Annotated in this window: 12 protein-coding genes; 3 read left to right on the forward strand and 9 right to left on the reverse strand. The window is 72.8% G+C overall.

Going from position 1 to position 13,641, the window contains the following annotated elements; translation table 11 throughout:
• Positions 1-21: 21 nt before the first annotated feature.
• Both fxsT and ACIQWA_RS33610 read right to left on the reverse strand, forming a co-directional pair.
• Positions 22-4,020 (reverse strand): FxSxx-COOH system tetratricopeptide repeat protein, encoded by a 3,999-nt coding sequence (gene fxsT, locus ACIQWA_RS33605; protein ID WP_402489031.1) that lies wholly within the window; start codon positions 4,018-4,020, stop codon positions 22-24.
• A complete protein-coding gene (locus ACIQWA_RS33610; protein WP_402489034.1) occupies positions 4,017-5,648 on the reverse strand; it encodes a TIR-like protein FxsC in 1,632 nt (543 codons plus the stop codon). The genes fxsT and ACIQWA_RS33610 overlap by 4 nt, the downstream gene beginning before the upstream one ends.
• 198 nt (positions 5,649-5,846) lie before the next feature.
• On the opposite strand from ACIQWA_RS33610, the gene ACIQWA_RS33615 reads away from it, so the two are divergent.
• Positions 5,847-6,044: a DUF397 domain-containing protein gene (locus ACIQWA_RS33615; protein ID WP_360239249.1), complete on the forward strand. Its 198-nt coding sequence runs from the start codon at positions 5,847-5,849 to the stop codon at positions 6,042-6,044.
• Positions 6,045-6,048: 4 nt separating this feature from the next.
• Here ACIQWA_RS33615 and ACIQWA_RS33620 read toward each other — a convergent pair whose 3' ends face one another.
• Positions 6,049-6,186 carry a WYL domain-containing protein gene (locus ACIQWA_RS33620; RefSeq protein ID WP_402489038.1) on the reverse strand — a complete coding sequence of 46 codons (138 nt, stop codon included), beginning with the start codon at positions 6,184-6,186 and terminating at the stop codon, positions 6,049-6,051.
• Here ACIQWA_RS33620 and ACIQWA_RS33625 point away from each other — a divergent pair.
• Positions 6,178-6,423: a hypothetical protein gene (locus ACIQWA_RS33625; RefSeq protein WP_402489040.1), complete on the forward strand. Its 246-nt coding sequence runs from the start codon at positions 6,178-6,180 to the stop codon at positions 6,421-6,423. The genes ACIQWA_RS33620 and ACIQWA_RS33625 overlap by 9 nt on opposite strands.
• A 150-nt stretch (positions 6,424-6,573) precedes the next feature.
• Positions 6,574-7,134 carry a GNAT family N-acetyltransferase gene (locus tag ACIQWA_RS33630; RefSeq protein WP_402489043.1) on the forward strand — a complete coding sequence of 187 codons (561 nt, stop codon included), beginning with the start codon at positions 6,574-6,576 and terminating at the stop codon, positions 7,132-7,134.
• A gap of 63 nt (positions 7,135-7,197) precedes the next feature.
• On the opposite strand, the gene ACIQWA_RS33635 is transcribed toward ACIQWA_RS33630, so the two are convergent.
• From ACIQWA_RS33635 to ACIQWA_RS33660, 6 genes are all read right to left on the reverse strand, one after another.
• Entirely contained in the window at positions 7,198-7,725 is a 528-nt protein-coding gene (locus ACIQWA_RS33635) for a hypothetical protein (protein ID WP_402489046.1), read from the reverse strand.
• A 45-nt stretch (positions 7,726-7,770) separates the two neighbouring features.
• On the reverse strand, positions 7,771-8,229 hold the full coding sequence (locus ACIQWA_RS33640; RefSeq protein WP_402489235.1) for a MarR family winged helix-turn-helix transcriptional regulator: 459 nt from the start codon (positions 8,227-8,229) through the stop codon (positions 7,771-7,773).
• A 131-nt stretch (positions 8,230-8,360) separates the two neighbouring features.
• Positions 8,361-9,449, reverse strand: coding sequence for a serine hydrolase domain-containing protein (locus ACIQWA_RS33645; RefSeq protein ID WP_402489049.1), 1,089 nt, complete (start codon positions 9,447-9,449; stop codon positions 8,361-8,363).
• A 38-nt stretch (positions 9,450-9,487) separates the two neighbouring features.
• A complete protein-coding gene (locus ACIQWA_RS33650; protein WP_402489051.1) occupies positions 9,488-10,153 on the reverse strand; it encodes a DUF4097 family beta strand repeat-containing protein in 666 nt (221 codons plus the stop codon).
• Between the two features lie 276 nt (positions 10,154-10,429).
• Positions 10,430-11,212 carry an aminoglycoside N(3)-acetyltransferase gene (locus tag ACIQWA_RS33655; protein ID WP_402489054.1) on the reverse strand — a complete coding sequence of 261 codons (783 nt, stop codon included), beginning with the start codon at positions 11,210-11,212 and terminating at the stop codon, positions 10,430-10,432.
• Positions 11,213-11,228: 16 nt separating this feature from the next.
• On the reverse strand, positions 11,229-13,631 hold the full coding sequence (locus ACIQWA_RS33660) for an FxsB family cyclophane-forming radical SAM/SPASM peptide maturase (protein ID WP_402489057.1): 2,403 nt from the start codon (positions 13,629-13,631) through the stop codon (positions 11,229-11,231).
• Positions 13,632-13,641 lie beyond the last annotated feature (10 nt).

The following is a 13,641-nucleotide window of genomic DNA, read 5'->3' on the forward strand; positions in this document are numbered from 1 at the left end:
CGTACCCCGCCCCTCCCCCGGTCACACCGGCTGCGGCTCCAGGTCGCGGTTGATCCGCTTCCAGCCGCGCGCGGAGACGGTGTTGGGGTGCTCCTCGCCGAACTGCCGGATCAGCTCGGAGATCGCCCGGGCGCGCAGTTCGGCGGCCTGGGTGTGCCGGCCGGCCGAGCGCAGGGTGATCGCCAGGTTGGCCTCGCAGGCGACCGCGTCCGGGTGCTGCGGCGTGTAGCGCGCGCACAGTCCCGCGTAGGCGGCCCGGCCGAGCTGTTCGGCGAGGTCGGTCTGCCCGTCGTCACCGTAGGCGTTGGCCAGGTTGATCACCGCGTTGAGGGTGTACGGGTGCTCCGCCCCGACCGAGCGGGTCAGTCCGTCGACGGTGAGCCGGCCGCGCTCGATGGCGCCCTGGACGTCGCCGCTGCCGCGCAGGTAGATGCCCAGGTTGTTGGCGCAGGCCAGGGTGAACGGGTGCTCGTCGCCGAACAGCCGCCGGTGGCCCTCGAAGACGGTGGCGCAGAGGTCGCGGGCGGCCTCCTTGTCGCCCGAGGCGCTGTGGTCGGCGGCCAGGTTGAGCGCGCAGGCGAGCGCGTCGGGGGCGTCGGCTCCGTAGCGCTCCAGGTAGCGCTCGTAGGTCTCCTTGGTGATCCGGCGGGCCTCGGCGAGCTGGCCGATCCGGCGCAGCGAGACGGCCAGCGACTTGGCGTTGCGCAGGTTCTCCGGGAGGTCCGGGTCGAGGACGTCGCCGAGGTCGGCGGTGACCTCCTGGAGGAGGTCCACCGAGCCGCGGTAGTCGCCGAGTTCGCGCAGGTCGCGGGCCAGGTTGGACTTGGTGGAGAGGGTGTAGGGGTGCTTGGGGCCGAGGACGGCGGTGCGCCGGTCGAGGGTCTCCTGGTCGAGTTCGCGGGCGGCCTCGCTGTTGCCGACCAGCCGGTAGTCGATGGCCAGGTTGTTGGCCATCGACAGGGTGCGCGGGTTGTCGTCGCCGAACAGTTCGCGGAACTGCTCCAGGATCTCCTGGTCGAGGTCGAGCGCGGCCTGGAAGCGGCCGAGCGCCCGCCGGTCGGCGCCGAGCGAGCCGGCCGTCATCAGGGTGTACGGGTGGTGTTCGCCGAGCAGCACCCGCTGGCGCTCCAGGGTGGCCTCGTCCAGGGCCAGTGCCTCGGCGTAGTTGCCCTGGGAGCGCAGCACGTTGGCGAGCTGGAAGCGCAGCAGCAGGGTCTGCCGGTCGTCCTCGCCGAGCTTGCTGGTCCACTCGGCGTCGAGGGCGTGGCCGAGGTCGCGGGCGCGGTCGAGTTCGCCGCGCTTCCACAGGTAGCGGACCCGGTCGATGAGCAGCTGGCGGGTGTCGGCCTCGTCGCAGTTGTGCGCCTTGGAGGGCGACAGGTGCGGCCAGATCTCGTCGAAGGCGGGCCAGTTGGCCGGGTCGTCGGTGTCGCCGAGGACGGGCCGGGCGCCGGTGAGGATGCGGTGCACCTCGTGGACGGCGATCTCCTGCTCGTCGTCGGTCATCCCGGCCCGGATCACCGCCTGGACGAGCCGGTGCACCTGGAAGCTGTTGCTGCCGGCGTCGACCTTGGCCAGCGCGTACCGGCCGATCGCCTGGATGACCTTGCCGAGCATGAACTTGTCGCTGAGGTCGGCGTCGTACTTCACCAGCGCCCGGATCATCTGGTCGCTGTAGAAGAGGTTCATCGAGATCGGCTCGGGCGCGAAGAAGGCGCACAGCTGGAGCAGCCGGACGGCCGCCGGGGACTGCTGGCGCAGCCGGCCGATCGAGACGTTCCAGGTCGCGGCGACCGGGGTGGGGTAGTCGGTGGGGTGGTCGACGGCGAGGGCGCGGGCGGCCTCGGCGTGCAGTTGGGCGACGTAGGTCTCCACCGGGGTGCCGGTGGTGTCCAGCCAGGCGGCGGCCACCTCGACGGCCAGCGGCAGGTCGCCGACGGCCTCGGCGACCCGGTCGGCGTCCGCGCGGGAGAGGCTGCGGGCGCGCCGGCACAGGTGCTCGACGCTCTCGCCGCGGGTGAAGACGTCGACCTCCAGCGCCTCGGCGTGGCCGGTCCAGGCCTGGTTGCGGGAGGTGACCAGGATGTGCCCGGAGCCGCCGGGGAAGAACCGGCGGATCTCGGAGGGCTCGTCGGCGTTGTCGAAGATCAGCAGCCAGCGGGAGGTGGGCACGCCCCGGCGCAGCGCCTCCCGGGCGGCCTCGGCGGCCTCGGTGACCGAGTCGCCGACCCGCAGGCCGAGGCGGCGGGCGAGTTCGGCGAGGGCCGGGGCGACCAGTTCGGTCTGCTCGGCGTCGATCCACCAGACCAGGTCGTAGTCGGACATGAACCGGTGGGCGTACTCCAGCGCGACCTGGGTCTTGCCGACGCCGCCGAGCCCGTACAGGGTCTGCGGGGTGGGCAGCACGGCCGCCATGCCGCCGCGCAGCTGGTTGCGCAGCTGCTCCAGGACGGCGGCGCGGCCGGTGAAGGAGGGGTTGCGCGGCGGGACGTCCCACACCGAGGGCTTGCTGCCGGGGAAGCGCGGGCCGCCGGCGGGGGCGTCGCCGAGCACGGCGTCGCCGCGGCCGAGGGCGCGCAGCAGGCTCTGGATGGACTGGTTCTCGTCGCGGCCGACCAGGTCGACCGGGTTGCGGTTGCTGAACGGCGCGGTGAGCCGGACGTCGCCGACGCGCACCGGCAGCAGCTGGCGCCGGGTGCCCGAGGGGTCGGAGTTGACCACCGACTCCCACAGCGCCCGGGCCTGCGGGGAGCGCTGGTAGGCGGGCGAGAGGACGGCGACCGTGCGGTAGGCGGAGTCGATGCCGCGCTCGGTCTCCTCGCGCGGGTCGGTGCCGGCGCTGAGGTCGCGCGGCAGCACCCGGAAGCCGGCCCTGGTCAGCACGGACTCGATCCAGTCCGCCCACATCCGGTCCTCGGGCACGTAGGACAGGTAGAGGTCGGCGGGCACGGACGGGCGGCGGCGGGTGAAGGCGTCCACGTAGCGCAGCCGCACCTCCTCGTCCATCGGCGGCAGCCCGGTGACCCGGCCCTCGGTGATCATCGAGGTGAGGCGCTCGCAGGCGGCCAGCATCGAGGTGGGGGTGCCGGTCTGGTCGCCGAAGGTGGCGAGGATCTCCTCGTAGGCGTAGAACGGCCGGTACGGGATCTCCACCGAGCCCCAGTAGCCGGCGAGTTCCTCGCCGCCGAAGCCGGCGGGCAGGCCGTCGAAGCGCACCCGGGCCAGGGCGCGGCCGGCGTCGGCCTTCTCCTTCTCGCCCTCGTCGATGCGCATCGGGACGGGCAGGATGCGGATGCCGCGGTCGCGGTAGCGGTCGTGGATGTGCTGGGCGATCCGGGAGGCGCCGTCGATGGACTGGTCGCTGAGGGTGAAGCAGACCACCAGGTCGTCGGGCATCTGCACGGTGCAGATCTCGGCGATGTCGGACAGGCCGGTGCGGGAGTCGATCAGCACGTAGTCGTAGCGCTTGGCCATGTCGGCCTTGAGCGCGTCGAAGAACTGCCCGCCGTCGAAGCGGTCGTAGAAGATGTCCCAGTCGAGGTGGGTGACGGCCTCGGAGTAGTCCCGGTTGAACTGGCCGGCGGAGAGGAAGTCCAGGCTGCCGCCGGCCGGGAAGTGCGGCCAGGAGAGCGAGAGGGCGTGCGGGTGCACCCGGGCGAAGTCCAGGTGCCAGCCCTCGGCGTGCTCGACCGGGCGCAGCGCCTCCTCGCGGTACTCGGCGATCAGGTCCATCATCCCGGTGGTGCCGGCCAGCGAGGCCGGGTCCAGGAACGGGTGGAAGAACTTGGCGAGGCCGGGCGCCTCCAGGTCCCAGTCGACGGTGAGCACCCGGAAGCCGTTGGCGGCAAGGATCCAGGCGGTGTTGGCGAGGGCCATGGTGCGGCCGGTGCCGCCCTTGTACGAGTAGAAGGTGATGATCCGGCCCTGGCGGTCCTGTTCGGCGGCCTGCCGGGCGGCCTCGCGGGCGGCGGCCAGTTCGGCGGCGCCGAGGCGCAGGTTCCTGGTGGTGTTGTCGCTCATCGGTGCGGTCCTCCCAAGGGCGCCATCCCAGCATCGGGGTCATCGCCGTCGTCACGGTCGTTGCGGTAGGGGCGATCGTTGTCACGGGCGGTGCGGTCGTCACGGGCGGTGCGGATGGTGCGGTCGGTGCGGTCGCCGGGGGCGCCGTAGTCCTCGCGGGAGAGGCGGACGGTGCGTTCCTCGGGGGCGGCGTAGTCCGCACGGGAGAGCCGGACGGTGCGCTCCTCGGGGGCGGCACGGTGATCGCGCTCGTCCCGGGCGTCCCGGTCGGCGTGAACGTCCCGGTCCTCCCGGTCGGGGTCGTGGTCGCGGTCGAAGGGGTCGGGCCCGAAGGGTTCGGTGCGGTGCCCGCCGAAGCCGTCCGGCCCGTACGCCCCGGGGCCGCGGCGGAAGGCCTCGCGCAGGCTCGGCCGGGGCGCCGGGGGCTCCTCCGGTTCGGCCCTGGTCCGGCTCTCGAAGGCGTACTTGGCCTTCATCGCGGCGCGCGGCAGCGCGTCGTCGAAGTCCTCCAGGCTGTTCAGCCCGGTCGGGCCGGTCACGCCGAGGAAGCTCGGGCGCCCGGCCCGCCGGGTCTTGCGCAGCGTCTGGTCGCTCAGTCCGCTGAACTCGCCGTCCCGTTCGAGGCACTCCCGGTCCTCGGTGTTCCACGGTTCGAGGACGCTGACCCAGGTGGCGTCGGAACGGTCGAAGCGGCGGACCAGCTCCCGGCGGCGCGGGTCGCGCAGTGCCCACCGGTCCAGCAGCAGCAGTCCGGGGGCCTCGGCGTTGCCCTCGATGATGGACTCCACCTCGTCGTCGAACTCGTGCACGGTCGGCTGGAAGCCCAACTGCCGCGCCAGCCGTACGGCGTGCTGGGCGATGGGGGAGCCGGCCGGCCGGTACGGGTGCCAGTCGGTGCGCCGGGCACCGTAGAAGTCGGGGTTGCGGTCCTGCGGCAACTCGCCCTGGTGGTAGGTGAGTACGGAGATCCGCAGCTGCTTGGTCGGGGCGGACACATTGAAGGCGCTGGGCAGCCCGTTGAACTCCAGCCGCCGCCCGACCGGGATCACCGTCTCCTCCGCCACCTGCACGATCCGCGCCGCCAGCCGGTGCACGGCCAGTTCGTAGGCGGCCCGGAAGTAGCTGAGCTTCATCAGCGCGTACAGGCCCTCGGTGGCGTAGTCGGGCCCGAACCCCGCGTGGTTGAACTGGAGTTCGCTGGCCACCTTGGGCAGCCGGTAACGGCTCATCGGCGCCCAGAGCACCGGGACGATGCCGCTGGTGCGCTCCACGTCCATGGTCGCCGGGTAGACCGGTCGGCGGGTGAAGGCGTGCCACTCCTGGCCGCACGGCACGCTGTTGAAGTAACGGGGGGAGTACAGCGGTACGAACACCCGGCAGGTCGCCAGTTCCTCGGACAGCCTTTCGGCCCACAACTCGCCCTGGTGCATGGACTCGTCCATGAAGCCGACCGGCACCCCGGCCGGGACGGTGGTGAGCTGGAGCACCGCCTCGCAGAGGTCCCGGTACAGCTGGCGCACCCAGTGGTTCGGGTCGCCGGCGCCCCGCGCACCGGACTTCGGCGTGTGCGCGTAGGAGAGGAAGAAGTACGGCCGGGTCTCGTCCTCGTCCCAGCCCCGGTCAGTCACACGTGCCTCCCCCGGGCCCGTCGGCAACCTGGCTCCCGCAGCCCCCGTGCGGCGGGGTCTCAGTGTAGGAACGACTGACACCCCAATGGAATAGCACAGCGACCCGTACGAATTGACATGACCGAAACGATGTCGCTGCCCTCTTGCGTGGAGCAGTACCCTCGTTGCGGCTGTTGTGAACGATCAGGAGGAGCCCTCATGGACCAGCTCAACTGGCAGCGGTCGAGCTTCAGCGTCGGTGAGGCCAACTACCTGGAGATCGCCTCCGCCGGGGACCTCGTCTACATCCGCGAGTCCGACCACCCCGACCTGGTCGTCACCACCACCCGGGTCAAGCTCAACGCCTGGATCCTGGGCGCCAAGGACGGCGAGTTCGACCACTTCGTCGGCCTCTGAGCCCTCACCCCTCCTCCCGGGCGCTCCCGTAGCGGGCGGCCGGCGCCCGTACCGTCGCCGCGATCCGCTCGCGGAGTTCGGCCGGTTCCAGCACCTCGACCTCGGCGCCCAGCCGCAGGAACTCCCCGTGGGCGTGGTCCACCGAATCGATCGGCACCCGGGCCCGCGTCCAGCCGCCCTCCCCTGCCGGCACGCCGAGCCGCCGGGCGCCCGCGAGGTGCACGCCACCGTCTGCCACCCCGGCCCCGGCCCCGCCTCCGCCGACTTCCCCGCCCTCCCCGTCCGCACCGGCGAGGACGTCCGGGTCTGGTTCGGCCGGGCGGAGCAGGCACCGACCTGGCCCCACCAACGCCTCCGCCTGGAGCCGGTCACCGGTTGACGGCGCTCGCCAGCGGACCGACGTGCTCCTCGCGCCAGGCTCCGAACTTGCACAGGAAGTCGCCCCGTCCGACTTCCTGCGCCGCCGGATGCCGGGTGCACCGCCGGATATCCGGTGGCACACCCGTTCGCGCGCAGACAGGATCACGCCATGCATGTCTTCCTTGAGACCGAGCGACTCGTCCTGCGTCCGTTCACCGAAGCCGACGCCGACCAGCTCCTCGCGCTGGACAACGACCCCGAGGTCATGCGCTTCATCAACGGCGGTGCGCCGACCAGTCGGCAGACGGTCGAGGCGAAGGTCCTCCCCCGCCTCCTCCACGACCACCCGTGCACCGGCACCCGCGGCTTCTGGGCCGCCGAGGAGAAGGCCACCGGGACCTTCCTCGGCTGGTTCGAGTTCCGCCCCCTCGACGACCGCGACCCCGCCGTCGTCGAGCTCGGCTACCGGCTCAACCAGGCCTCCTGGGGCAAGGGTTACGCCACCGAGGGCTCGCGGGCGCTGATCGACAAGGGCTTCGCGGAGCTCGGGGTGGAGCGGGTCACCGCGAACACCATGGCGGTCAACTCCCGCTCCCGGCGAGTGATGGAGAAGTCCGGCCTGACGTTCCTGCGGAACTTCACCGAAGACTGGCCCGACGCGATCCCGGGCTCCGAACACGGCGAGGTCGAGTACGAGCTCACCCGCGCCCAGTGGCAGCAGCGCCACTGACCGCACCCTGGCCGCCCCCCGAACGGGTCACGGGCCGAGTCACGGGCCCGGTCCCGGGCCGGGTCACGGGCCGACGAGCTGCGCGAGCTCGTCGGCCGACTCGGGGGTCAGCCGGTAGAAGCCCTGGAGGCTGACGGAGCGTTCGAGACGGCCGTCCACCAGGTACTTCAACCCCCGCACTTTTCCCCGCTGGTTGCGCCAGGTGAGTTGTCCGAGCAGCTCGCCCGGTATCCGCTGGTCGAAGCGCACGGGCGTCCCGTCCACGTGGACGGCCTCCGCACCGCAGCCGCCCGCGCCGAGCATCCACCAGGCACCGTGCCCCGGGAAAGCCGGGTCCTGCCAGGTCGCTGGGGCAGTGCCGCAGCACTCGCCGCGTTCCCGGTCGACGATCCGCATCCGGCTGACCACGAACACCTCGCACCGACTGACGTGCAGCGCGTACACCTCGTCGCCGGCCTTGGCCGTCGACCAGGCGGGCAGCGACTGGTGCACCCCGCTGTAGGCGACGGGCGGCCGCTCACCCACCCGGCCCTCCCTACGGAGGGAACGGCAGGTGTCGTGGGTCCACAGGACGGTGAAGGCATCGGGCATGGCGCCGATCCTAGGAACGGGGTCGGACAGCCGGGCTCCGGGTCCTCAGTGGTGCCAGGCCTGCCCGCCGGTGTTGTGGACGAACCGCTGCAGGACTTTCAGCGTGGTCAGGTACTCCTCGTCGGAGATGCCCGCATGGCGCTCGGCCCACAGCTCGCCCTGGAGGGCGGCCGCCCGGTCGAAGAACTCCCGGCCATCGGGGGTCAGTACGAGCGGGCCTTCGGCCGACTCGGCGACCCAGCCGCGCTCGACCGTCGCATCGATCTCGGCGTCGAGAGCGTCCTGCCCGGTGTCGAGGTAGTCACGCAGCACGGCGGAGACGTCCTCGCGGGTCCTCGGCCCCTCGGCCCGGGCGAGCTGGGCGAGCACCCACCACTGCGGCTGGGTGGTGCCGAGCTCGGCCAGAGCGCCGCGGGTGCGGCTGACCACGGCCTTGTACGCGGCCCAACTCCAGTACCCGATGGGCTGCTTGATCAATTCGGCGTCGCTGTGCGAGTACTCCACGGCCGGACCCCTCCCCTTGCTGTCGGTCACTTCGGCAGGACCGACGCTAGGAGGTGAAGTCGGCTTGAGGTCAAGCCTCCCGATCGCACCTCCCCGCCGGTAGCGAACCTGGACGGGCGACCGCGACCGGCTCAGCGGAAGACCGCCTTGATCAGCCGGTCCAGGGCGGGCGGGAAGGTCTGGGCCGGGTCGGCATCGGAGTCGCCGGTGGTGAGGCCGGCGGTGAGGACCCTGGCGCCGTCCGGGGTGGCGATCATCAGGGCGCCGTAGCCGCCGGGGGCGCCGCCGTTGTGGTGGACGATGGTGACGTCGCCGTTCTCCGGGCCCAACTCCTGGACGAACAGGCCGAGTCCGTAGCCGAGCATCCCGTGCGGGGTCCGCATCTGCTCCAGCAGCTCGCCCGGCAGGAGCCGGCCGCCGAGCAGGGCGGCGAAGAACACCTGGAGGTCGCGGGTGGTGGAGATCATGTCCCCGGAGCCGCACAGCAGCGAGAGGTTCTGCCGGGAGACGTCGACCACCTTCCACTCCTCGCCGTCCTGGTAGCGGTAGTAGCCGTGGGCGTGCGGGCCGGGGAGCTCGGAGAGGCTGCCCGGCACCAGGGTGTCGCCCAGGCCGAGCGGCCGCAGGATCCGCCGCTGCATCTCCTCGGCGTACGAGTGCCCGGTGAGCGCCTCGACCAGCAGGACGGCCAGCGTGTAGTTGGTGTTGGAGTAGCTCTGGTCCGCGCCCGGTTCGAACCGGGCCGGCTTCGTCAGCGCGAACTCGACCAGCTCGTCGGGCCGGTAGTCGTGGAAGCGGTTGTCGACCCACGCCTTGCCGATGGACGGCAGCCCGGGCACGAACTCCCCCTTCTCGTCCAGCTCGCCGGTGCAGTTGTAGACGCCGCTGGTGTGCTGGAGCAGCATCCGTACGGTGATCCGCCCGTCCAGGCCGCCGAAGCGGGGCAGGTGCGCGGCGACGGGGGCGTCCAGTTCGATCAGGCCGTCGGCGACCAGGTGCAGTACCAGGGCGGCGACGAAGGTCTTGGTGGTGCTGCCGATCCAGAACTGCCCGTCCGTGGCGGGCTTCGCGCTCCCGCCGAGTTCGTGCACCCCGGCACTGCCGGTCCACTCGCCGCGTTCGTCGCGGACCCGCAGCTGGACGCCCGCGAAGCCGGCGTCGACGAAGTCCTGGGCGGCCTTCTGGAGTTCGGGGCGGTCCTGCTCGATGGTGCTGCTCATGGTGGTTCCTGCTTCCGGTAGGAGTGCGGATCGGCGGATCAGAGGCTGCGGGCGGTGATGTCGCCGTAGGCGGTGGTGGCGTGAATGGTGAGGCCGGGAGTGCCGGCGTTCCGCAGCGCGTTGTGGATCCGACCGTGGGCGGTGCCCGCGTCGAGGGCGGCGGAGACCCCGCGGGCGGCGCCGACCTCGATCTGCCCGTACTCGGTGCGCAGGGTGACGGCGCCCTGCACGGCCTCGGTGATCCGCAGGTCACCCTTGCGGGTGCGGATCTCGGCGGGGCCGCCGAGCCGGCCGACCGCGATGTCCCCGGCCTGGAGGTCGAGGCAGGCGCCGGCGGTCTCGTCGAGCTTGACGGTGCCCTGCGCAGCCTCGATGGCGACGTCGCCGAGGCGGCCGACACCCCGGAACTCGGCCAGCGCGGCCGTCGCGTCGACCCGGGAGCCGGCGGGCAGTTGGACGGTGACCTCGACCGAGCCGGAGTTGCCGAGGAGGCGGTTCGCAGCCTCCGGGGTCTCGACCCGCAGCACGCCGTCGGCGTAGCCGACCTCGACCCGCTCGGCGGCCTTCACGTCGCGGCTCTTGCCGGCGTCAGCGGGCCGGACCTCGACCACGGTGTCGGCCCGGTCGGCGGCGATGAGCCGGATGCGGCCGGCGGGGATGTCCAGGACGGCCGAGACCGGGGCGGGGGTGGCGAACTTCTGCATCGTGCTCTCCTTCTTCTCCGCGGTGCGGGCCCGATGACCCGCCGCTTTCCGATGAAGGAAACGCTACGTTGCGTTCTTGACTCCGGCAACAACCAAACCCCGCCGCAGGCCAATCACTGCAGCTCAACGGCCATAAATCATTGCAACGATTCTGCCGGGAATGCAACGACCCTCAGCCCATTCATTGCAATGGACTGAGGGTGAACGCTATCCGTGGCTGTTGCGAAGGGGCTCAACCCCGGAGGACTCGACCCCAGAGGGCCAACCCCAGCGGCCTCAGCCCTGGGCCCGGGCCCGGGCCCGGAGCAGCCCGTCGGCCAGGTCGACCGCCTCCCGGACCGGGACGAGCCGGCAGTCCGCGCCGCCGATCCGGCCGGTGGTGACGCCCTCGGCCGCGGCGAGCACCTCCGCGCCGAGGTCGGCGAAGTGCAGGTCGTCCAGGTCGGGGGCCCGGAAGCTGGTCCAGCCGTCCGCCGTGACACAGCCGTACTCGCGGATCCGTACGTCGGGCTGGCGCAGGTCGGCGAGGTGGAAGGCGGTGAACCGGGCCATGTCGACGCCGAGCATCAGCACCCGGGCGTCCAGTTCGTACAGCCGGCCGAGCGGGGAGTCGGGGCCGAGGTGGGAGGTGAGCGGGTGCCGGGAGGTGATCTCCTCCGCCCGGGGGCCCAGGGCCGCCCAGGAGGTCTGCGGGTGGCTGCTGCGCAGGGCGCCGGGCCGGGTGCGGACGGCTTCGGAGAGCGCGCCCAGGGTCGGGGAGGCCGGGGTGGTGGCCGGGTCGAAGCGCGGCATCCGGGCCCGGTGCTCCGCGATCTCGGCCGGGGTCAGCCCGGCGATCGCGGCCTGGTGGATCCGTGAGGTCGAGGAGTTCTCGGGAGTGCTGGTGAAAGCCACCAACGTCCCTTCCGCGCCCAGGACTTCGAGCAGGGCGTCGACCACCCCGGCCGCCCCGCCCTGGACCGGCCCCAGGGTCCGCAGCGACGCCTGGACGTGCAGCACCGTGCCCGGCCGCACGCCCAGCCGGGCGAAGCGATCGGCCAGCTCGGCGATGGTGATCATCCGACACCCCTTCGTTTCAGGCCTCGACGAAACGGAGCCGGCTCCGCTCCTCCCGCGCCCGCTCCGCGTCCCGTTCCGCCGCCGCGGGCAGCGGTACGGCGAGCCACGGCGCGACGCTCTCCCCCATCCCGGCCGCGAACCGGGCCCCCAGCCCGGTCAGCGCCCCGGATCCGGCCAGCCGCTCGACGGCCTCGGCGGTGTACCGCCGCCAGAGCGCGAACTGCGCCCGCGCCCGGTCGGCGGCCTCCCCGGCCAGGCCGTCGTACGCGGCGGTCCGGGTGCCCCAGTACTCGGTGACCGCGAGGTGGGCGTAGGTGCCCTGGAGCAGGCCCTCCAGTGGGCGCGGGTCGGGCCGCCAGGGGGCGAAGTACAGCCGGTCGTCGGCCCGGTCGTACAGGTCGTACAGGTCCAGCACCGCGCCGAGCTTCACGTGCTGGAACTCGTGGGCGAGCAGCAGCGCCAGCGTGGGCGCGGTGGCGGGCCGGGCGATGCCGACCGCGCCGTACGCCTGGCGGGCCGCCGAGCTGACGTCGCGTCCGGCCGGGCCGGGCCGCAGCGGGGTGATCGTCGTCAGCCCGGCCCGGATGCCCTCCGCGTAGTCGGGCAGGTCGCGCCCGAGCAGCTCCCAGCACTCGCGCAACGCGCCCGTCCAGCCGAGCAGTTCGGCCTCGGGCAGCCGGTCGGCCACCGGGTGGTCGTGGCTGTCGCGCAACGGGTCGAGGTCCTCCAGGGCGACCGTCCAGCCGCCGGCCAGCCGGACCCGTCGCAGCGGGTCGTCCAGCCCGCTGAACACCGTCCCGTCGGCGGCCCGCACCTCGAAGCCGTCGGCGTGCCCGGTGACCACCGCCTCGCCGTCCGGCAGCGCGAGCCGCCCCAGCGTCGGCAGGTACAGCCGACCGCCCCGGGCGGGCACCGTGACGGCGTCCCCGCGCCCGGCCCGCACCGCGGCCGCGGCGGCCAGGGCCGCCATCGGGCCGAGACCCACCGTGAGGTCCCCGGCGAGCCGCCGCGCGGCCCAGGCCCGGGCGTACGGGTGGGTCAGCACCGCGTCCACGGCCTCCGGCGCCGCCCCGTCGAGCTCCGACAGCAGCTCCCAGGCGGCCGCCCGGCCCTGCCCGGAGGCGTCCCAGGCGGCGGCCAGCATCGCCCGGGTGAGGGAGAGTTGGGCGGCACCGAGGGCGGCGACGGTGTCGGCGCCGCCGTATCCCCGGGCCAGCTCGTCGAGTTGGGCCGGGGTGAGCGCGGTCGGCAGCAGCGGGCGGGCGGCCTGGGCGGGCACGGGGGCCGGGGCGGAGGCCGAACCTCCGCTGCCCGCAATGCCGTTGATGAGCGTCATGAGGTCACCGCAGTAGACGGAGGGGTTGTCGAAGCCATTGTCGGCCCGGTAGCGGTGGGCGTACAGTCCGCCGCCGCAGGCGCGGACCACCGGGCAGGCCCGGCAGGTCGCGCTCAGTCCGGCCAGGCCGGACTGGCGGGCGGCGATACCGGGGTGGCGGGCGAGGTCGTCGAGGCTGTGCGCGAAAACGTTCATGCCGGTGACGGGCGCCCCGTCGTACGCGGTCTTGAGGCTGTCCGCCTGCTCGAAGGTCCCGTCCGTCTCCAGCACGGCGAGGTCCGAGGGCTCCAGCCCGAGCGACTCGGTGAGGCTGGACAGCCCGCGCACCGTCCGGTGCACGGATTCGAAGGTGCGCACGGCGAACGGCCGCGCGTCCGTTTCCCACAGCCTGTGGACGACCAGCAGCCAGTCCGCGTAAGGGTCCTCCGGGCCGCCCGGGAGCCGCTTCGGCGGGTCCTCCCAGGTCGCGTGCGGAAGCAGGAAGTCCACGGCGGGGGGCCGCAGTTCGACCAGCGCCCGGTACACGGCCACCGGGTCGTTCTCGATGTCGATGGTGCACAGCAGCCCGGCGAACAGGTGCCGGAACTCGGGCTCGTTCAGCAGCCCGACCGCCCGCAGCACCTGTGGATGACTGCTCCGCCCGTCGGCGAAGCGCCGGTGCCGGTCGTTGGCGGCCCTGTCGCCGTCCAGCGAGACGCCGACCCTGAGGTCCAGCTCCGCGAACAGCTCGCAGAACGCGCGGCTGAGCAGCACGCCGTTGGTGTGGATGCGCAGGTCGAGGGCACAGCCGGGCGGGAGCGCCGCCCGGAGCGCTTCGGCCGCGCGGCGCAACCGGTCCGGGCCGGCGAGCAGGGGTTCTCCCCCGTGCAGGACGACCCGGACGGCGGACAACCGGTGGGCGACCGCGTGCTCACCGATCCGCTCGGCGGCCTTGGCCAGGATCCCCTCCCCGATCACCTTGGGGCGGGAGCGCCAGCTGCTGTCCGCGTGCTCGTAGACGTAGCAGTGGTCGCAGGCGAGATCGCACCGGCTGTGCATCTTGACCACGAATTGCGTCAGTGGCACCGGAATTCGCGTCGTCATGGGTGTGGCG

The organism is Kitasatospora sp. NPDC098652, assembly GCF_044760155.1.
GTDB lineage: Bacteria > Actinomycetota > Actinomycetes > Streptomycetales > Streptomycetaceae > Kitasatospora.